16 protein-coding genes are annotated in these 19,288 nt (G+C 69.1%); 5 read left to right on the top strand and 11 right to left on the bottom strand.

Going from position 1 to position 19,288, the window contains the following annotated elements:
• Positions 1-6: 6 nt before the first annotated feature.
• The 4 genes from ACIGO6_RS04335 to ACIGO6_RS04320 form a co-directional block, all read right to left on the bottom strand.
• The gene (locus ACIGO6_RS04335; protein ID WP_399871049.1) at positions 7-1,644 is read right to left on the bottom strand and encodes a cytochrome bc complex cytochrome b subunit; all 1,638 of its coding nucleotides are present in this window, start codon (positions 1,642-1,644) and stop codon (positions 7-9) included.
• A complete protein-coding gene (locus tag ACIGO6_RS04330; protein WP_399871047.1) occupies positions 1,641-2,699 on the bottom strand; it encodes a Rieske 2Fe-2S domain-containing protein in 1,059 nt (352 codons plus the stop codon). The genes ACIGO6_RS04335 and ACIGO6_RS04330 overlap by 4 nt, the downstream gene beginning before the upstream one ends.
• Complete coding sequence (locus ACIGO6_RS04325) at positions 2,696-3,505, bottom strand: c-type cytochrome (RefSeq protein WP_399871045.1); 810 nt, start codon at positions 3,503-3,505, stop codon at positions 2,696-2,698. Before ACIGO6_RS04325 ends, ACIGO6_RS04330 begins: the two co-directional genes overlap by 4 nt.
• Positions 3,506-3,570: 65 nt before the next feature.
• Positions 3,571-4,191 (bottom strand): heme-copper oxidase subunit III, encoded by a 621-nt coding sequence (locus tag ACIGO6_RS04320; protein WP_029393865.1) that lies wholly within the window; start codon positions 4,189-4,191, stop codon positions 3,571-3,573.
• Between the two features lie 228 nt (positions 4,192-4,419).
• Here ACIGO6_RS04320 and ACIGO6_RS04315 point away from each other — a divergent pair, with 228 nt between their 5' ends.
• A complete protein-coding gene (locus ACIGO6_RS04315; protein ID WP_399871043.1) occupies positions 4,420-4,821 on the top strand; it encodes a hypothetical protein in 402 nt (133 codons plus the stop codon).
• A 9-nt stretch (positions 4,822-4,830) separates the two neighbouring features.
• Here the strand turns inward: ACIGO6_RS04315 and ACIGO6_RS04310 are convergent, their stop codons facing one another.
• The 4 genes from ACIGO6_RS04310 to coxB all read right to left on the bottom strand — a co-directional run bounded on the left by ACIGO6_RS04310 (position 4,831) and on the right by coxB (position 9,328).
• Entirely contained in the window at positions 4,831-6,108 is a 1,278-nt protein-coding gene (locus tag ACIGO6_RS04310) for an Ig-like domain-containing protein (protein ID WP_399871040.1), read from the bottom strand.
• 132 nt (positions 6,109-6,240) lie between these two features.
• A complete protein-coding gene (locus tag ACIGO6_RS04305; RefSeq protein ID WP_399871037.1) occupies positions 6,241-6,639 on the bottom strand; it encodes a cytochrome c oxidase subunit 4 in 399 nt (132 codons plus the stop codon).
• Positions 6,636-8,372 carry a cytochrome c oxidase subunit I gene (ctaD, locus tag ACIGO6_RS04300; protein ID WP_399871034.1) on the bottom strand — a complete coding sequence of 579 codons (1,737 nt, stop codon included), beginning with the start codon at positions 8,370-8,372 and terminating at the stop codon, positions 6,636-6,638. The genes ACIGO6_RS04305 and ctaD overlap by 4 nt, the downstream gene beginning before the upstream one ends.
• The gene (gene coxB, locus ACIGO6_RS04295; protein WP_399871031.1) at positions 8,369-9,328 is read right to left on the bottom strand and encodes a cytochrome c oxidase subunit II; all 960 of its coding nucleotides are present in this window, start codon (positions 9,326-9,328) and stop codon (positions 8,369-8,371) included. The genes ctaD and coxB overlap by 4 nt, the downstream gene beginning before the upstream one ends.
• 329 nt (positions 9,329-9,657) lie before the next feature.
• Here coxB and ACIGO6_RS04290 point away from each other — a divergent pair, with 329 nt between their 5' ends.
• The gene (locus ACIGO6_RS04290) at positions 9,658-11,040 is read left to right on the top strand and encodes a cysteine desulfurase/sulfurtransferase TusA family protein (RefSeq protein ID WP_399871029.1); all 1,383 of its coding nucleotides are present in this window, start codon (positions 9,658-9,660) and stop codon (positions 11,038-11,040) included.
• Positions 11,041-11,136: 96 nt separating this feature from the next.
• Here ACIGO6_RS04290 and ACIGO6_RS04285 read toward each other — a convergent pair whose 3' ends face one another.
• A complete protein-coding gene (locus ACIGO6_RS04285) occupies positions 11,137-12,111 on the bottom strand; it encodes a carbohydrate kinase family protein (RefSeq protein ID WP_399871027.1) in 975 nt (324 codons plus the stop codon).
• A gap of 133 nt (positions 12,112-12,244) precedes the next feature.
• Between ACIGO6_RS04285 and ACIGO6_RS04280 the strand changes: the two genes are divergently transcribed.
• Together ACIGO6_RS04280 and ACIGO6_RS04275 are read left to right on the top strand one after the other, a co-directional pair.
• A complete protein-coding gene (locus ACIGO6_RS04280) occupies positions 12,245-12,454 on the top strand; it encodes a hypothetical protein (RefSeq protein ID WP_399871024.1) in 210 nt (69 codons plus the stop codon).
• A 94-nt stretch (positions 12,455-12,548) separates the two neighbouring features.
• On the top strand, positions 12,549-14,039 hold the full coding sequence (locus ACIGO6_RS04275) for a hypothetical protein (RefSeq protein WP_399871021.1): 1,491 nt from the start codon (positions 12,549-12,551) through the stop codon (positions 14,037-14,039).
• Positions 14,040-14,117: 78 nt separating this feature from the next.
• Here ACIGO6_RS04275 and ACIGO6_RS04270 read toward each other — a convergent pair whose 3' ends face one another.
• Positions 14,118-14,474 carry an iron-sulfur cluster assembly accessory protein gene (locus tag ACIGO6_RS04270; RefSeq protein WP_055512670.1) on the bottom strand — a complete coding sequence of 119 codons (357 nt, stop codon included), beginning with the start codon at positions 14,472-14,474 and terminating at the stop codon, positions 14,118-14,120.
• A gap of 278 nt (positions 14,475-14,752) precedes the next feature.
• On the opposite strand from ACIGO6_RS04270, the gene nadA reads away from it, so the two are divergent.
• Positions 14,753-15,937 (top strand): quinolinate synthase NadA, encoded by a 1,185-nt coding sequence (nadA, locus tag ACIGO6_RS04265; RefSeq protein WP_399871018.1) that lies wholly within the window; start codon positions 14,753-14,755, stop codon positions 15,935-15,937.
• 98 nt (positions 15,938-16,035) lie between these two features.
• Here the strand turns inward: nadA and ACIGO6_RS04260 are convergent, their stop codons facing one another.
• A complete protein-coding gene (locus tag ACIGO6_RS04260) occupies positions 16,036-19,155 on the bottom strand; it encodes an efflux RND transporter permease subunit (protein WP_399871015.1) in 3,120 nt (1,039 codons plus the stop codon).
• Positions 19,156-19,288: the final 133 nt, after the last annotated feature.

Genomic DNA, 19,288 nt, shown 5'->3' with positions numbered 1-19,288 from the left:
GGAGGGTCAGTGGTGGCCGTGGCCGCTCGTGATCTCCTTGTACTCCTCGACAGTCGGCTTCGGAATCTGCGAGTCCTCGCCGTAGTACGACTTGCTGAGCTTGGCGCGCAGCTTCTCCGAGGCCTTCGGCTTGCGCTCGACACCGTTCTCGTCGACCGTCGGACCGATCTCGGCCGGCTTGTACTGCTCGTGCGCCGTGAGCGTGTGCAGCTGCTCCTGGCTGAGCGGCTCGTGCACCTCGATGAACTCACCGTGCGGCAGACGCTTGATGATGCCCGCCTCGCGGCCGTGCAGCACCTTGTCCTTGTCCCGGCGCTGGAGGCCGAGGCAGATCCGCTTGGTGACGATGAACGCGACGACCGGGCCGACGAAGAACGCGATGCGGACGAACCAGGTGATCGCGTTGATCGACAGGTGGAAGTGCGTGGCCCACAGGTCGTTGCCGCCACCGATCAGCAGCACGAAGTAGACGGTGAGCCAGGCGACACCGAAGGCGGTACGGGTCGGGGCGTTGCGCGGGCGGTCCAGGATGTGGTGCTCGCGCTTGTCGCCGGTGATCCAGGACTCGATGAACGGGTAGACGCCGATCGCCGCGAGGACCAACGGGAAGATCACCAGCGGGATGAACACGCCCAGGACGAGTGTGTGACCCCAGAAGTTGATCTCCCAGCCGGGCATCACACGGATCAGACCCTCGGAGAAGCCCATGTACCAGTCGGGCTGGGCTCCGGTGGAGACCATGTCCGGCCGGTAGGGACCGATGGTCCAGACCGGGTTGATCGTGGCGATGGCCGAGATCGCGGCGATCACACCGAAGACCAGGAAGAAGAAGCCTCCGGCCTTCGCCATGTACACCGGCAGCAGCGGCATGCCGACCACGTTCTTGTTGGTCTTGCCGGGGCCCGCGAACTGCGTGTGCTTGTGGTAGAAGACCAGGATCAGGTGGCCGACCACCAGGCCGAGCATGATGCCCGGCAGCAGCAGGATGTGGATCGAGTAGAACCGGGCCACGAAGTCGTGGCCGGGGAACTCCCCGCCGAAGAGGAAGAACGAGATGTACGTGCCGACGATCGGCACGGACAGGATCGCGCCCTCCATGAAGCGGATACCGGTGCCCGAGAGCAGGTCGTCCGGGAGCGAGTAACCGGTGAAGCCGGTGAACATGCCGAGGACGAGCAGCAGGAAGCCGAACAGCCAGTTGATCTCACGCGGCTTGCGGAACGCGCCGGTGAAGAAGACGCGCATCATGTGCACGAACATGCCGGCCAGGAAGATCAGCGCCGCCCAGTGGTGGATCTGCCGGATGAGCAGACCACCGCGGACGTCGAAGCTGATGTCCAGCGTGGAGGCGTACGCCTCACTCATCAGCTGGCCCTGCATCGGCACGTACGAGCCGTGGTACGTGACCTCGTTCATCGACGGGTGGAAGAACAGCGTCAGGTACACACCCGTGAGGATGATGATGATGAAGCTGTAGAGGCAGACCTCACCCAGCATGAACGACCAGTGGTCGGGGAAGATCTTGCGCATGTTGGCCTTGGCCAGGGAGTAGATCCCCAGCCGGCCGTCGGCCCAGTCGGCGACGCGCTCGCCGGCCGGTGCCTTCCCGCGAGAGCGGGGGGCTTCGTTGGCTGTAGTGCTCATCCGCGCTCCCAGAAAGCAGGACCGACGGGCTCATCGAAGTCGCCGAGCGCTTCGAGGTAACCCTCGTCGTTCACACCGATGCGCAGCTGCGGCAGGGCGTGACCGGCGGGACCGAAGATCACCCGGGCGCCGTCGGCAAGGTCGAAGGTGGACTGGTGGCAGGGGCAGAGCGCGTGGTGCGTCTGCTGCTCGTACAGGGAGATCGGGCAACCGACGTGGGTGCAGATCTTCGAGTACGCCACGATGCCCTCGTGCGACCACTCGAGCTCGCGCTTGTCCTTGATGGACTTCGGCTCCAGCCGGATGATCATCAGAGCGGCCTTGGCGATCTCGCTCTGGAAGTTCTCGTCGTGCTCGTCCAGGCCCTCGGGCATGGCGAAGGTGAGCGAACCCACCGCGACGTCCGAGGGACGCAGCGGCTCGTTGGTGTTCATGTTGACGAGCAGCTTGCCCTTGGACCACAGGGTGTGGCGGAGCTTGGTCCCCGGCAGCGGGCCGAGGTCGCGCAGCAGGACGACGCCGGAGAGCGGCACCAGGGTGAGCGCGCCGAGCATCGTGTTGCGGATCAGCTTGCGGCGCCCGATCACGGACTCCTTGGCACCCTGCTTGAAGTCCGCGTGGACCTTGGCACGGACCTCGGGGGACGCCTCGATCGGGTGGCGCTCGTCGGCGACCTCCTCGTCGGACATCAGGGTGCGGGCCCAGTGGACCGCGCCCGCGCCGATCGCGAACAGCGCGACGCCGAGCGTCATGCCGAGCGCGAAGTTCAGCGCGCTGATGTGACCGAGCGGGAAGATGAAGACCGACTTGTCGACCGGGATCGTCACGAACGAGGCGATGAAGCCGATGGTGGCCAGCATCGACACCGTGAACAGCAGGGCGACCGTGCGCTCGGACCGCTTGGCGGCCCGCTCGTCGATGTCCTGGATCCGGTGCTCGTGCGGAGGCAGGCCCGGGTCGGCGAACGGGTTCTTCTCGTCCGCCACCTTCACCCCGCCGTGCGGGGTGCCCTGCTCAGCGGGCAGGTTCTCTTCTGGAATGTCTTGGCTACTCATGACTTCTTGGCCTTTGCGGTCCGAGCGGCGACCCAGACGGCGACGGCGATCAGCGCGCCCAGTCCGAACACCCAGGCGAACAGACCCTCGGTGACCGGGCCCAGGGCGCCGAGGCTGAGGCCACCGGGGTTCTCGGTTTTGTCGCCGTTGACCGCGTCCAGGTAGGCGATGATGTCCTTCTTGTTCTGCTCCGTCAGCGTGCTGTCGGGGAAGGAGGGCATGTTCTGCGGGCCGGTCAGCATGGCCTCGTAGATGTGCTTCGGGTCGACGTCCTCGAGGGTCGGGGCGTACTTGCCGTGGGTCAGCGCGCCGCCCTTGCCGGAGAAGTTGTGGCACTGCGCGCAGTTGTTGCGGAACAGCTCACCGCCCTTGGCGATGTCCGCGCCCTCCGGGCCGTACTTCTCCTCCGACGGGATGGCCGGACCGGCACCCAGCGAGGCGATGTAGGCCGCCAGCTGGTCGATCTCCGCCTGGGAGTAGATCACCTTCTTGCGCGGGACCTGCGCGCCGGGCTGCTGGGCCGGCATACGGCCGGTGCCCACCTGGAAGTCGACGGCCGCGGCGCCCACGCCGACCAGGCTCGGACCGTCGGTGGTGCCCTGACCTCCGGTGCCGTGGCAGCTGGCACAGCCGACGGCGTAGAGCTTCTTGCCCTCTTCGATGGCGAGGGACTGGGCGGTTTCATCGGCCTGCGCCTTGCTCGCGGGTGCGAACGCGGCGTACAGCCCCCCTGTGCATGCCAGCGCGAGGAGTAGGACGACGAGCGCCGCCAGCGGATGGCGTCGTCGTGCGGAGAGCTTTTTCACGGATTACCCCGGTGTCAGGATCTTCTGCGTCGATGCTTCTGGTATTGCGCGGGTGCGTGCCGCGACTACTTGATCATGTAGATCGTGGCGAAGAGGCCGATCCAGACGACATCGACGAAGTGCCAGTAGTAGGACACGACGATGGCGGCGGTCGCCTGCTCGTGGGTGAACCTCCGGGCCGCGTAGGTGCGGCCGAGGACCAGCAGGAAGGCGATGAGGCCGCCCGTCACGTGCAGTCCGTGGAAGCCGGTGGTCAGGTAGAACACCGAGCCGTACGGGTCCGACGAGAGCGAGAGGCCCTCGTGCTTGACCAGCTCGGTGTACTCGAACACCTGACCGCCGATGAAGATCGCACCCATCACGAAGGTGACGATGAACCACATCCGGAGCTTCTTCACGTCACCGCGCTCGGCCGCGAACACGCCGAGCTGGCAGGTGAGGGAGGAGAGCACCAGGATCGTGGTGTTCGTCGCGGAGAACGGGAAGTTCAGCGCGTCGGCCTTCTCGGACCAGAAGTCCGGGCCGGTCACCGATCGCAGGGTGAAGTACATCGCGAAGAGGGCCGCGAAGAACATCAGCTCGGAACTCAACCAGATGATGGTTCCGACGCTGGTGAGGTTCGGCCGGTTGACCGACGGGTGCGCGTGCCCGGTTTCTACTGTCGTTGCTGTCGCCACGACCGACATTATGTCGGTCGCTTATCCCGCCCTCACCCCGGGGGGTGCCGTTCGGTGTGTTCGCCCCGTCTGTAGTGCCCGGATGGCCCATCGAACGGCCCGTCGAAGGCGTGTCCGAACCAGTGTTGACGGGCAGTTCGAGGGAGTAGCATCCGGCCCAACGGGCCACGACGGCCGCGTCGGGCTTCATGGGGCTTCATCGGGCTTCATCGGTCTTCACCGCGTATCGGAGGAAGCATGCAGACGACCGCCACGGTGCTGGTCTACAGCGACGACTCCAACACCCGCGAGCAGGTGCGGCTGGCGACCGGTCGCCGGCCGGCTCCGGACGTGCCCGTGGTCGAGTTCGTGGAGTGCGCCACTCCGGCCGCCGTCCTCACGGAGCTGGACAAGGGCGGGATCGACGTCTGCGTGCTGGACGGCGAGGCCGTGCCCATGGGCGGCATGGGGATGTGCCGCCAGATCAAGGACGAGGTCTTCCACTGCCCACCGGTGCTGCTGCTCATCGCACGGCCGCAGGACGCGTGGCTGGCCACGTGGAGCCGTGCGGAGGCGGCTGTGGCGTTGCCGGTGGAGCCGGTGGAGTTCGCCTCCGCGCTGGCCTCGCTGCTGCGGCAGAAGCGGCTGCAGAGCGCCTGAGAGCCGGGTCTACACCGCCGCCGGACGCAGCCGCGCCGCCTCCTGGGTGGTCGGGGCGTCCGCGGTGCCACCCGTCAGGGCGCTTCCGGTACGCCATTTGGCCCAGTCCAGGTTCCAGTCGCCGAAGCCGTTGCCGAAGTACTCCATCGTCTTGCCGCCGGAGTTGACCACCTCGACGAGGTCGCCCACCTGGACCTCGCCGAAGAACCACTTGGCGTTGGCGTCGCTCATGCCGACGCAGCCGTGGCTGACGTTGGCGGCGCCCTGGGAGCCGACGGACCAGGGGGCGGCGTGCACGTACTCGCCGCTCCAGGTGACCCGGGTCGCGAAGTACACCGGCAGGTCGTACGACTCCGAGGAGCCCTCGGCGATGCCGACGGTGCTGCTGCGCATGCGTACGAAGGGTTCCTTGCCCAGGACGACCTTGACACCGTTGCGGGTCTCGAAGCCGGGCTTGCCGGTGGTCACGGGGATGCGCCTGACCTCCTGGCCGTCCCGGTAGACCGTCAGTGTGTGCGCGGTGGCGTCGGTGACGGCCACGACGCGGTCGTCCGTGGTGATCTTCAGGGGCTCGGCGGTGCCGCCCCACATCCGGTCGCCGACCTTGATGCCGTCGAGGGCGCTGCTGACCTGGATGGTGGCGTGGGCGGGCCAGTACTCCCTGGGCCGGTAGTGGAGCTTCTTGTCGTCCACCCAGTACCAGGCGCCTTCGACCGCGGGCGTGGAGTTCACCTTCAGGGCGCGTTCCACCACGGCCCGCTGGGCCCTGTCCCGGACCGGCTGGCTCAGTTCCGCGGTGATGGGCTGGCCGACACCGTACGAGCCCGCCGCGGGACCGAAGGCGACGTTCAGGGTCTTCTTGGCGCTCGGCCTGCCGGTCTCGAAGGTGAGGACCTTGCGGCCGGGCGCGCCGTCGCCGTTCTCGGTGCTGACCCGCACCGTGTAGCGGGCGTTGGCGGCCAGCGGGGAGGTGCTGTACCAGCGGGCGCCGTCGGCGGCGAGTTCACCCGCCACGTAGCGGCCCGTCGCGTCCACGGCGGTGACGTCCGTGATGCGCCCGTCGACGCCCTCGGCGACGACCTCCAGGGGTTTGTCCGGGTCGGCCTTCTTCCCGGCTTCCGTGGGGCCGTTGAAGGAGATCTGGCCGGCCGCGTCGTACGGCGTGGCCGACAGCGGGTTGTCGGCGTCACCGCTGCAGGCGGTCACGCTCGCGCCGAGGGCGATCACCAGCAGGGTGCAGCCGACGACCGTACGCCCCCGCGCCTGGAAGTGAACCGTGTTGCTCATGACCTCACGCTAGGGAGCGCCGTCAATGGCGGCACGGTGGGTAAGCCGTACGAGTGAGAGCCGGGGGCGCACGCACGAAGGGGCCCGGACGCTCCTGACGGAGTGTCCGGGCCCCTTCGTGCTCAGCGCGTGCTACTGGGTGCGGTTCTCACCGCGGTAGTACTCGAAGACCCAGCCGAACAGGCCGATGAGGATGATCGGTGCCGAGAAGTACATGATCCACCAGCCGACCGCCACGCCCAGGAAGGCGAGCGCGCCGCCGATGCCGAGCGACAGGGGCTGCCAGCTGTGCGGGCTGAAGAACCCGACCTCTCCGGCGTCGTCCGCGACGTCCGCTTCCTTGTTGTCCTGGGCACCGGCGTCGACCCGCCTGGCAGTGAAGGCCAGGTAGAAGCCGATCATGATGGCCAGGCCGAAGGCCAGGAAGAGGGCCGTGGTGCCGGCCGGCTCCTTCGACCAGTAGCCGTAGACGATCGCGACGGCCAGGATGAAGACGCTCAGCCAGATGAAGAGCTTGCCCTGGATCTTCACTTACCGGCCTCCTTGCCACCCGCGACGGCCTTCGCACCGTGACCGACGTTCTCGAGCTGGTCCAGCTCGGAGATCTCCGGGTGGTGCAGGTCGAAGGCGGGGGATTCACTGCGGATACGCGGCAGCGTGAGGAAGTTGTGCCGCGGCGGCGGGCAGGAGGTCGCCCACTCCAGCGAGCGGCCGTAGCCCCACGGGTCGTCCACGCCGACCGGCTTGCCGTACTTGGCCGTCTTCCAGATGTTGTAGAAGAACGGCAGGATCGACATGCCGAGCAGGAACGAGGCGATCGTCGAGATCGTGTTCAGGGCGGTGAAGCCGTCGGCGTCCAGGTAGTCGGCGTACCGACGCGGCATGCCCTCGGCGCCCAGCCAGTGCTGGACCAGGAACGTGCCGTGGAAGCCGATGAACAGCGTCCAGAAGGTGATCTTGCCGAGGCGCTCGTCGAGCAGCTTGCCGGTGAACTTCGGCCACCAGAAGTGGAAGCCGGCGAACATCGCGAAGACCACGGTGCCGAACACCACGTAGTGGAAGTGCGCCACCACGAAGTACGAGTCCGAGACGTGGAAGTCCAGCGGCGGCGAGGCCAGGATGACACCGGTCAGACCACCGAAGAGGAAGGTGATCAGGAAGCCGGTGGACCAGAGCATCGGTGTCTCGAAGGACAACGACCCCTTCCACATGGTGCCGATCCAGTTGAAGAACTTCACACCGGTCGGGACCGCGATCAGGAAGGTCATGAAGGAGAAGAACGGCAACAGCACGCCGCCCGTGACGTACATGTGGTGCGCCCACACGGTCACCGACAGACCAGCGATCGCGATCGTCGCGGCGATCAGACCCATGTAGCCGAAGATCGGCTTACGGGAGAAGACCGGGATGATCTCACTGACGATGCCGAAGAACGGCAACGCGATGATGTACACCTCTGGATGCCCGAAGAACCAGAACAGGTGTTGCCAGAGCAACGCCCCGCCGTTGGCCGAGTCGAAGATGTGCGCACCGAACTTGCGGTCCGCCTCCAGCGCGAACAGGGCCGCGGCCAGCACCGGGAAGGCCAGCAGGACCAGCACACCGGTCAGCAGCACGTTCCAGGTGAAGATCGGCATGCGGAACATGGTCATGCCGGGCGCGCGCATGCAGATGATCGTGGTGATGAAGTTGACCGAGCCGAGGATGGTGCCGAAGCCGGAGAAGGCCAGACCCATGATCCACAGGTCACCGCCGATGCCCGGCGAGTGCACCGCGTCGGACAGCGGCGAGTAGGCGAACCAGCCGAAGTCGGCCGCGCCCTGCGGCGTCAGGAAACCGCCCACCGCGATGAGCGAGCCGAACAGGTACAGCCAGTAGGCGAACATGTTCAGCCGGGGGAAGGCCACGTCCGGCGCGCCGATCTGCAGCGGCATGATCCAGTTCGCGAAGCCGGAGAACAGCGGCGTCGCGAACATCAGCAGCATGATCGTGCCGTGCATCGTGAACGCCTGGTTGAACTGCTCGTTCGACATGATCTGCAGGCCCGGACGGGCCAGCTCGGCGCGCATGAAGAGCGCCATCACGCCGCCGATGCAGAAGAACGCGAACGACGTGACCAGATACAGCGTGCCGATCGTCTTGTGGTCGGTGGTGGTCAGCCACTTGATCACGACGTTGCCGGGCTGCTTGCGCCGTACCGGCAGCTCGTTCTCGTACGAGTCCTCTGCTGCCGCGGCACCCTGGGGTTCGTTGAGGATGCTCACAGGTTGTTCGTCTCCCGGTTCTTCTCGTGGCTCGTCTGCGCGATGCCTGCGGGAACGTAACCGGTCTGCCCCTTCTTCACGAGGTCCTGGAGGTGCTGCTCATAGCGCTCCGGGGAGACGACCTTCACGTTGAACAGCATCCGGGAGTGGTCCACGCCGCACAGCTCGGCGCACTTGCCCAGGAACGTGCCCTCCTTGTTGGGGGTCACCTCGAAGGCGTTGGTGTGGCCCGGAATGACGTCCTGCTTCATGAGGAACGGCACCACCCAGAAGGAGTGGATGACGTCGCGCGAGGTCAGGACGAAGCGGACCTTCTTGCCCTTGGGGAGCCAGAGGGTCGGGCCGGGGTTGCCGGTCTGCGGGTTCTCCGTACCGGGGATACCGCAGTCGTAGGTGCCGCCGGCGTTCGCCGGGAACTCCTCCTTGAACCGGTCCGGGATCGCGGCCAGTTCCTTGGAGGTCTTGGCGTCACCGGTGGAACCGGCGACGTCCTCGACATAGTTGAAGCACCAGCTCCACTGGAAGCCGACGACGTTGACCGTGACGTCGGGATTCTTCTTGAGGCTCATGAGCTCGGACTCGTCACGAGCGGTGAAGTAGAACAGCACCGAGACGATGACGAGTGGAACCATGGTGTACAGCGCCTCGATGGGCAGGTTGTACCTGGTCTGCGGAGGGACCTCGACCTTGGTGCGGCTGCGCCGGTGGAAGAAGCAACTCCACAGGATCAGGCCCCACACCAGCACGCCGGTGGCCAGCGCGGCAGCCCACGACCCCTGCCACAGGGAGAGGATCCGCGGAGCCTCTTCCGTGGTTGGGGTGGGCATGCCGAGGCGGGGGAAGTCCTCGTATGTGCAACCGGTGGCGGTCGCCAGGACCAGGCCCGCGGTCAGTGCCTGCAGCAGCTTCCGCCGCATCGGGCGCCGCGGCGAGCGGTCGGAGCCGTTGGGACTCACGTAGCGCCTTCCCGAGAGTCTCGCCCGCGCGGTTGGCTGCGGCCTGCCTTCTCGCTGGTCGGTCGCCGCCCTGCGTCGGGCAGGGGTTTGATGTTTATGCGGACCAAACCCTAGCCGACGCCCTCCGGGGGGTCGCGGGGAGGGTGGCATACGCGCCGGGGGTCACCCTTAAAGGGTGGGACGGGGTGCCTACGGGGGGTGGGACCTGGGGTTGTCCGGCGGCTGACGGTGCGTCGTGGCTTGTCGCGCCCACGCGGCGGAGCCGCACATCGGCACAGCCCCGCGCCCCTCATGGGGCGCTCACATCCCCGGCGTTCTAGCGTTGACGTGTGGCCTACTTCGACGCTGCTTCCGCTGCTCCCCTTCATCCCGTTGCTCGGCAGGCGCTCCTGGCGTCTCTGGATGAGGGGTGGGCCGATCCTGCTCGGCTCTACAGGGAGGGGCGGCGGGCGCGGTTGTTGCTCGATGCCGCTCGGGAGGCGGCTGCCGAGGCCGTGGGGTGTCGGGCGGACGAGTTGGTGTTCACCCCTTCGGGGACCCGGGCGGTGCATTCGGGGGTCGCGGGGGCGCTGGCCGGGCGGCGGCGCGTCGGGCATCACCTGATCGTGTCAGCCGTCGAACACTCCTCTGTACTGCATGCGGCCGAAGCGCACGAACGTGACGGGGGGACGCTCACCCAGGTGCCCGTGGACCGGACGGGGGCGGTGGACCCGGCGGCGTACGCGGCGGCGCTGCGCGACGACACCGCGCTCGCCTGTCTGCAGTCGGCCAACCACGAGGTGGGCACCGAGCAGCCGGTGGCCGCCGTGGCCGAGGCCTGCCGGGCGGCGGGCGTGCCGCTGCTGGTGGACGCGGCCCAGTCGCTGGGCTGGGGCAGGGTGGCGGGCGACTGGTCGCTGCTCACGGCGAGCGCCCACAAGTGGGGCGGACCGTCGGGGGTCGGACTGCTCGCGGTCCGCAAGGGCGTACGGTTCGCGCCGCAAGGGCCCGGGGACGAGCGGGAGTCGGGCCGGATGCCCGGCTTCGAGAACCTCCCCGCGATCGTGGCCGCGGCGGCGTCGCTGCGGGCGGTGCAGGCCGAGGCGGCCGAGGAGGAGGCCCGGCTGCGCGGGCTGACGGAGCGGATCCGGGCAGGGGTGCGCACGCTGGTGCCGGACGTGGAGGTGGTCGGCGACCCGGTGCGCCGGCTGCCCGGCGTCGTGACCTTCTCGTGTCTCTATGTCGACGGGGAGACCTTGCTGCACGAGCTGGACCGCGCCGGATTCTCGGTCTCCTCCGGTTCGTCCTGCACGAGCAGCACCCTGACGCCGAGCCACGTCCTGAGGGCGATGGGCGTGCTCAGCGAGGGCAACGTCCGGGTGTCTCTGCCGCCGGGGACGCCGGCCGAGGACGTCGAGCGGTTCCTGGAGGTGCTGCCGGGCACGGTGGCCGCGGTGCGGGAGAGGCTGGGGGCGCCGGTGGCCGCGGGGACCGCCCGGGAGGGCGGCGGTGAGCTCGTCGTGGACGCACTGGGCCGCCGCTGCCCCATCCCGGTGATCGAACTGGCCAAGGTCATCGGCGACGTACCCGTCGGCGGCACGGTCCGCGTCCTGTCCGACGACGAGGCCGCCCGCCTGGACATCCCGGCGTGGTGCGAGATGCGGGGCCAGGAGTACAGGGGGGAGGAGCCCGCAGACCAGGGCACGGCCTACTTGGTACGCCGGGTGAGCTGACGCCCCTGAGGGGCGCGGGGAACTGCGCGACCAGCCCCCACGCACCCGCACGACAAAGCACCTCGCAAGGCAGACGAACAGTCGCCGCGCCCGGATTCAGCCCAGGTGCGCCTGGACCTCCCCGGCAGCCTCGTCCCCGTACGCCTTCGTGAACCGCTCCATGAAGTGCGCCCGCCGCAGCTGGTACTCCTGCGTGCCCACCGTCTCGATGACCAGGGTCGCCAGCATGCAGCCGACCTGCGCGGCCCGCTCCAGCGAGACCCCCCAGGCCAGTCCCGACAGGAACCCCGCGCGGAAGGCGTCGCCGACGCCCGTGGGGTCGGCCTTGCGCTCCTCGTCGGGGACGCCGACCTCGACGGTCTCCTCGCCGGCCCGCTCGATGCGCACCCCGCGCGCGCCGAGGGTGGTGACGCGGTGGCCGACGCGGTCGAGGATCTCGGCGTCGCTCCAGCCGGTCTTGGTCTCGATGAGCCCCTTCTCGTACTCGTTGGAGAAGAGGTAGGTCGCCCCGTCCAGCAGTATCCGGATCTCGTCGCCGTTCATCCGGGCGATCTGCTGGGAGAAGTCGGCGGCGAAGGGGATGGACCGCGTGCGGCACTCCTCGGTGTGCCGGAGCATCGCCTCCGGGTCGTCCGCGCCGATGGAGACCAGGTCGAGGCCGCCCACGCGGTCGGCGACGGTCTTGAGCTCGATGAGGCGGGCCTCGCTCATCGCGCCCGTGTAGAAGGAGCCGATCTGGTTGTGGTCGGCGTCGGTGGTGCAGACGAAGCGGGCGGTGTGCAGGGTCTCGGAGATGCGCACCGAGCCGGTGTCGACGCCGTGCCGGTCCAGCCAGGCCCGGTACTCGTCGAAGTCGGAGCCGGCCGCGCCGACCAGGATCGGCCGGGTGCCGAGCTGGCCCATGCCGAAGGCGATGTTCGCGGCGACGCCGCCCCGGCGTACGTCGAGCTGGTCGACCAGGAAGGAGAGCGAGACCGTGTGCAACTGGTCCGCGACGAGCTGGTCGGAGAAGCGGCCGGGGAAGGTCATGAGGTGGTCGGTGGCGATGGAGCCGGTGACTGCGATGCGCACGGCGTGGACTCTCTCCTGAGGGGGAGGCGGGTTGACAGTTCACGCTACCCGGGAGTGCCCCCGGTCCGAAGCAGGCAAAACTACCCGGTAGTACAACTTTCTTCGCGCTCCGGGACGTGCCTACGGTTCTGTTATGACGAACCCGAGGACCGTCGACCCCGCCCCGGCCGATCTGGACGGCGACCTGGCGTCCCTGCGCGGTGACTGCGCCCGGATGGTCCCGCGCTGGGTGGCTCCGGCGCGTGTGCTGACCCGTCCCGTCCCGCTGACGCTCATCCATGGCGTACGGGTGCCGAAGACGTCGGCCCGGTTGCTGGACGCGATGTCGGACTACGGCGACTGAGGGCCGTCCGGGCGACCTGTGCGGTCGCCGGGAACCGGATCCTTTCCCACCGCGTCCCATCGCTGTCCCCAGTAACAGCCGAAGGAGCGATGCGGTGAACACCGAGCGACCGGACCACGACGACGCCCCCGCCGACGAGGCCGGCACCGGGCGTCCCGCACGGCGGCGTCCTCCCGCGGTCGTCGTCGCCTCCGTCGCCGCCGCCGTGCTGCTGGTCGGGACCGGCGGGGCGTATCTCGCCGCGTCCGCCTCCGACGGCGGCTCGGACGGTGGCACGGCGTCCGGGGCGTCGGGCGACGACACTCCCCCGCCGCTCCCCCTCGACGGCTACGGGGCGCCTTCTCAGGGCGGCACCAACGGCATCGCGCCCGGCGAACCCAACCCGTACGGCGTAACGTACCGGGCCGAAGGCTCGCTCCCCGAAGGCCCGGGATCGGCGCCGGTGTACCGGGCCGGGGGCGAGGTCACCGAGGACGAGGTGGCCCGGCTCGCGAAGGCCCTCGGTGTGGAGGGGGCGCCGGTGGCGCAGGGGGACAGCTGGAAGGCCGGCAACGCCAAGGACGGATCCGGCCCGCTGCTCACCGTGAACCGGCAGGCGCCGGGCACCTGGACGTTCCACCGCTCCACGCCCGGCACCGACAACTGCAAGAAGGGCGCGGTGTGCCGGGCGCCGTCCGCGGACGGGACCCCGGTGAGCGAGGCCGCCGCGAAGAAGGCGGCGGCGCCGGTGCTGAAGGCGGTGGGGCAGGACGACGCCAAGCTCGACGCGAGCCAGGTCATGGGCGCCCGGCGGGCCGTCAACGCCGAGCCCGAGGTCGGCGGGCTGCCCACGTACGGCTGGACGACCGGGGTGGTCGTCGGCGCGCAGGGCGAGGTGGTCGGCGGCAGCGGTCAGGTGAAGGCGCCGGTCAAGGGGGACACGTACCCCGTCCTGGACGCGAAGGAGACGCTGGCGCTGCTGAACGCGCCGGGCGGCGGCGCCGGCGCCGGGATCGGGGGCTGTGCGAGCCCGGTGCCGCACCGGAACGGCGCGGACACGCCCTGCGAGCTGCCGACGGGCACGCCCGAGAAGCAGACGGTCACGGTGGAGGACGCGGTGTTCGGGCTGGCCGCCCACCCCGTGCAGGGGCGGCAGACGCTGGTGCCGTCCTGGCTGTTCGAGGTGCGGGAGCCGGGCGCGGAGGACGCCGTCACGATCACGTATCCGGCGGTCGAGCCGAAGTACCTGACCCCCGCGCCCTCCGCCTCCCCGTCCCCGTCCGACGAGCCGACCTCGGCGCCGGACCAGCGGGACGTCCGGGTGAGCGGCTACACGGCCGAGGGCAACGAGCTGACCGTGCACTTCACGGGCGGGGTGTGCTCCGAGTACGACGCGACGGCGACGGAGAGCGGGGAGAAGGTGACCGTCGCGGTGACCGAGACCTCGGAGCCCGGCAAGGTCTGCATCCTGATCGCCAAGGAGTACGAGCGGACGGTGCGGCTGGACGCGCCGCTCGGCGACCGGGCGGTCGTGGGCTCGGACGGCAAGGAGATCCCGGTGCACAAGCCGGGTGCGCGGCTGCCGGTGCCGTCCGGGGGTCGGTGACGCCCGAGGCGCGGGAAAGGGCGGCGGCCCGGGAATGTCCCGGGCCGCCGCCCTTTTCGTACGCCGGTGCCGCGCGGCTCAGCTGAAGGAGTCGCCGCAGGCGCAGGAGCCCGTCGCGTTCGGGTTGTCGATCGTGAAGCCCTGCTTCTCGATCGTGTCCACGAAGTCGATGGTGGCGCCGCCCAGGTAGGGGGCGCTCATGCGGTCGGTGGTGACCTTGACGCCGTCGAAGTCCTTCACGACGTCGCCGTCGAGCGAGCGCTCGTCGAAGAAGAGCTGGTAGCGCAGGCCGGAGCAGCCGCCGGGCTGGACGGCGACGCGCAGCGACAGGTCGTCACGGCCTTCCTGGTCGAGCAGGGCCTTGACCTTGGCCGCGGCGGCGTCGGTCAGGATGATGCCGTCGGTGACGGTGGTGGTCTCGTCCGATACGGACATCTACATCTCTCCCGGGTTGTACGGAGACTGCTTGCCGACGGTTCCAACCGACGGGGCCGCGGATTCATTCCGGGACGGACCCGTGTCCTGTCCCTCGGCCTTCCCTTCATGCTCGCACACGCCCCGGGGAGCGAACAGCGACTGTGGACAGCGGCGGTGGGACGGCGGCTCCGGCATCGGGATTCACGTCACACCGACACTATGGGCATCGTCAAACTGACGTGAACCAGTTATGATATATAGCGTCAGTTCGACGAAAAGTAGAAAGGGTGCGTGTCGTGACCACCGCCCAAACCCAGGAGCTCGACGTACAGCCGACGCCCCTCGCCCTGCTGCTGCTCGGCCGTGAGGCCGACCCGCGGAGCGAGCGCGGCGTGGAGTGCCCCGGCGACCTCCCCTCGCCCTCCGACCCGGACCTGGTCGCACGCGCCCGCGCGGCCAAGGAGAAGCTCGGGGACAAGGTCTTCGTGCTCGGTCACCACTACCAGCGCGACGAGGTCATCCAGTTCGCCGACGTCACGGGCGACTCCTTCAAGCTGGCCCGGGACGCGGCCGCGCGCCCGGAGGCCGAGTACATCGTCTTCTGCGGTGTGCACTTCATGGCGGAGTCGGCCGACATCCTGACCTCCGACGAGCAGAAGGTGGTCCTGCCCGACCTGGCGGCCGGGTGCTCCATGGCGGACATGGCGACGGCCGAGCAGGTCGCCGAGTGCTGGGACGTGCTGACCGAGGCCGGCATCGCCGAGCAGGTCGTGCCCGTCTCGTACATGAACTCCTCCGCGGACATCAAGGCGTTCACCGGCAAGCACGGCGGCACCATCTGCACCTCGTCCAACGCCAAGCGCGCCCTGGACTGGGCCTTCGAGCAGGGCGAGAAGGTGCTGTTCCTGCCCGACCAGCACCTGGGCCGCAACACCGCGGTGCGGGACATGGGGATGACGCTGGAGGACTGCGTCCTCTACAACCCGCACAAGCCGAACGGCGGGCTGACCGCCGAGGAGCTGCGCGCCGCGAAGATGATCCTGTGGCGGGGTCACTGCTCGGTGCACGGCCGCTTCAGCCTCGACTCGGTCAACGACGTGCGTGAGCGCATACCGGGCGTGAACGTCCTGGTGCACCCCGAGTGCAAGCACGAGGTCGTCGCGGCGGCGGACTACGTCGGCTCGACCGAGTACATCATCAAGGCCCTGGAGGCGGCCCCGGCCGGTTCCAAGTGGGCCATCGGGACCGAGCTGAACCTGGTCCGGCGGCTGGCGAACCGTTTCGCTGCCGAGGACAAGGAGATCGTCTTCCTCGACAAGACGGTCTGCTTCTGCTCGACCATGAACCGGATCGACCTGCCGCACCTGGTCTGGACCCTGGAGTCCCTCGCCGAGGGCACCCTGGTCAACCGGATCGAGGTCGACAAGGAGACGGAGGCGTTCGCGAAGCTGGCGCTGGAGCGGATGCTCGCCCTGCCGTAACGGGTACTTCCCCACCCACCCGTGCGGGACGTTCAAAAGGCGCAGGTCCCGCCCGACCACCTTCGGTGTCGGGCGGGACCTGCGCCTTTCCCGCGGTCTCAGACCTTCGCCGGCTCCGGCTCGTCCGACGCCGCCGCCTGCGGCGGTACGTCGCCGCCCTTCTTCGCCGCCCGCTTCTTCGCGCGCCGCTCCTTGCGCAGCTCCAGCATCGCGTAGAGCGTCGGGACCAGCAGCAGGGTCAGCAGGGTCGAGGTGATCAGACCGCCGATCACCACCACCGCCAGCGGCTGGGCGATGAAGCCGCCCTCGCCGGTGACGCCCAGCGCCATCGGGAGCAGGGCGAAGATCGTCGCCAGGGCCGTCATCAGGATGGGGCGCAGTCGGTGGCGCCCGCCCTCGATCACGGCCTCCACGACGCCGTAGCCCTGCTTGCGGTACTGGTTGATCAGGTCGATCAGCACGATCGCGTTGGTGACCACGATGCCGATCAGCATCAGCATGCCGATCATCGCCGGGACACCCATCGGGGTGCCCGTGGCGATCAGCAGGCCGATCGCGCCGGTCGCCGCGAACGGGATGGACACCAGCAGGATCAGCGGCTGGGCCAGCGACCGGAAGGTGCCGACCAGCAGCATGAACACGATCGCGACCGCCGCGAGCATGGCCAGGCCCAGGTTGACGAACGCCTCGTCCTGGTCGGCGGTGACGCCGCCGATCTCGGCCGTGGCGCCGGCCGGCAGGTCCAGTCCGTTGATCTTCGACTGGAGGTCGGCGCCGACCGCTCCGGTGTTGTCGCCGGTCGGCTTGGCGGTGATGGTCGCCGCGCGCTGACCGTCGATGCGGGTCATCGAGACCGGGCCGTCCACCAGCTGCACCGTGGCGATGTCACCGAGCTTGGCCGGGCCCAGGTTCAGGGCCTTGAGCTCGGCCATCGTCCGCGCCGGCTGGGCCGACCTGATGACGACGTCGCGCTCGGTGTCGTCCAGGATCGCCTTGGCGGCCGGGGTGCCGCGCACCGCCTGGGCGACGGCCGCGCCGAGCGTCTGGTCGGTGAAGCCGGCCTCGGCGGCCTTCGCGTTGGCCTTGACCGAGATGCGCGGCACGCTCTGCGCCAGGTCGCTGGTGACGTCGGTGACGTCGTCGAGCCCGGCGACGGTCTTGCGGACCTGCTCGGAGGCGTCGCGGAGCACCTGCGCGTCGGCCGCCTTGACGACGACGCTCAGGTCCTGGCTGCCGAAGCCGTCACCGGCGGCGACCGTGGTGGTGCCGATGCCGTCGAGCTTCGCGAGCCCGTCCTCGATGTGGTCCTGGACGTCCTCGGCGTTCGCCGAGTCCTCCAGCATGATCTGGTACGAGGCCTGGTTGGTGTCCGTGCCGCCGCCGAAGGCGGCCATGAAGCCGGACGAGCCGATGGTGACCTGGTAGTCCTTGATGCCCTCGGTGTCGCCGAGCAGCTTCTCGACCTTCTTGGCCTGGGCGTCGGTCGCACCGAGGCTGGTGCCGGGCTTCAGCTCCTGCTTGACGCTGAGGACCTTCTGGTCGCCCTGGTCGAAGAAGTTGGTCTTCAGCAGCGGCGCCATGCCGAAGGTGCCGATCAGCACGACGACCGCGATGGCCACGCTGGTGAGGCGGCGGCGGGTGGCGAAGCGCAGGACGGGGACGTAGAAGCGCTGGAGGCGGCTCCTGGCCTCCTTCTCCTCGGCGAGGCGCCTGGCCTCGTCCGCGTCCTCGGGGGTGCCCTTCGGCGGGCGCAGGAACCAGTACGACAGCACCGGGACGACCGTCAGCGACACCAGCAGGGACGCCAGCAGCGCCGCGGTCACGGTCAGGCTGAAGGAGCCGAACAGCTCGCCGACCATACCGCCGACCAGGCCGATCGGCAGGAACACGGCGACCGTGGTGAGCGTGGAGGAGGTGACCGCTCCGGCGACCTCGCGGACGGCCTTGAGGATGGCCTCCTGGCGCTCCTCGCCGTAGCCGAGGTGCCGCTTGATGTTCTCCAGGACCACGATCGAGTCGTCGACGACGCGGCCGATGGCGATGGTCAGCGCGCCCAGCGTCAGCATGTTCAGCGACAGGTCGCGCGTCCACAGCACGATCAGCGCCAGCACCACCGACAGCGGGATGGAGACCGCGGTGACCAGGGTGGAGCGGATGGACGCCAGGAAGACCAGGATGATCACGACGGCGAAGAGCAGACCGAGCGCGCCCTCGGTGGTCAGGCCCTCGATGGCCTTGGAGACCGCGGGGCCCTGATCGCTGACGACGGTGAGCGTCGCGCCGGAGCCGAGCTGCTCGCGCAGGTCGGGGAGCTTGTCCTCGACGGCGTTCGAGATGGCGACCGCGCTGCCGTCGTGGTCCATCGTCACGGCGACGGCGAGGGACGGCTTGCCGTCGGTACGGGTGAGGGAGTCGGCCTTGGCCTCCTCCTCCTTGACGACGGCGACGTCGCCGAGGCGGACGGGCTTGTCGACGCCCTCGCCGGTGACCATGAGGTCCTGGATCTGCTGCAGCGAGGTGAAGCCGCCGCCGACCTGGACGGTGCGGTTGGCGCCCGCCTCGTCGAAGGAACCGGCCGGGACGGTCGCGCCGCCCGCCTGCAGGGACTGGGCGAGGACCTGCGGGCTCACACCGGCCGCGGCGAGCTTCGCCGGGTCGGGCGTGACGGTGACCTGGACGTCGCGGACGCCGTCGATCACGACCTGGGCGACGCCGTCGATGTCCTTCAGCTCGGAGACGACCGTCTTGTCGAGCTGGTCGGCCAGCGCCTGCTGGTCCTTGTCGGAGGTGACGGCGAGGACGACGGTGGGGATGTCGTCCGTCGACCCGGAGATGACCTGCGGGTCCACGTCGTCCGGGAGCTGGGCACGGGCCCGGTTGACGGCCTGCTGGACGTCGGCGACGAGTTGCTGGGTGCCGTTGCCGTAGTCGAAGGACGCCATGATGACGGCGTTGCCCTCGGAGGCCGTCGAGGTGATGCCCGAGATCCCGTCGACGGCCTCGAGGCTGTCCTCGATCGGTTCGACGACCTGCTTCTCGACCACGTCCGGCGAGGCGCCCTGGTACGGCGCCAGCACGGACACCATGGGCAGTTCGATGGTGGGCAGCAGCTGCTGCTTGAGCTGGGGGATGGCGATCGCGCCGAAGACGAGCGCGACGATCGACATCAGGCCTATCAGGGCCCGTTGCGCGAGGCTGAATCTCGACAGCCAGGACATGGATCAGGGTCTCTCTTCCGTGGCCGAGCAGGGGACGGGGCATGCACAGGGCATGGACGGGCATGCGCGGGGCATGCACGGGCACACGCGGACGCCACACGTGAGCGCCCACCCCAACACCCTGAGCCATGGG

The sequence above is a fragment of the Streptomyces sp. NPDC053750 genome (assembly GCF_044544295.1).
GTDB lineage: Bacteria > Actinomycetota > Actinomycetes > Streptomycetales > Streptomycetaceae > Streptomyces.
Note: the sequence above shows the minus strand (reverse complement) of the source record. Positions and strands in the feature narration are given on the sequence as shown.

Coding starts and splice junctions, on each gene's coding strand:
- ACIGO6_RS04335 (WP_399871049.1), bottom strand. CDS start 1,644: ATGAGCACTACAGCCAACGAAGCCCCCCGCTCTCGCGGGAAGGCACCG.
- ACIGO6_RS04330 (WP_399871047.1), bottom strand. CDS start 2,699: ATGAGTAGCCAAGACATTCCAGAAGAGAACCTGCCCGCTGAGCAGGGC.
- ACIGO6_RS04320 (WP_029393865.1), bottom strand. CDS start 4,191: ATGTCGGTCGTGGCGACAGCAACGACAGTAGAAACCGGGCACGCGCAC.
- ACIGO6_RS04315 (WP_399871043.1), top strand. CDS start 4,420: ATGCAGACGACCGCCACGGTGCTGGTCTACAGCGACGACTCCAACACC.
- ACIGO6_RS04310 (WP_399871040.1), bottom strand. CDS start 6,108: ATGAGCAACACGGTTCACTTCCAGGCGCGGGGGCGTACGGTCGTCGGC.
- ACIGO6_RS04280 (WP_399871024.1), top strand. CDS start 12,245: ATGACGAACCCGAGGACCGTCGACCCCGCCCCGGCCGATCTGGACGGC.
- ACIGO6_RS04270 (WP_055512670.1), bottom strand. CDS start 14,474: ATGTCCGTATCGGACGAGACCACCACCGTCACCGACGGCATCATCCTG.
- ACIGO6_RS04260 (WP_399871015.1), bottom strand. CDS start 19,155: ATGTCCTGGCTGTCGAGATTCAGCCTCGCGCAACGGGCCCTGATAGGC.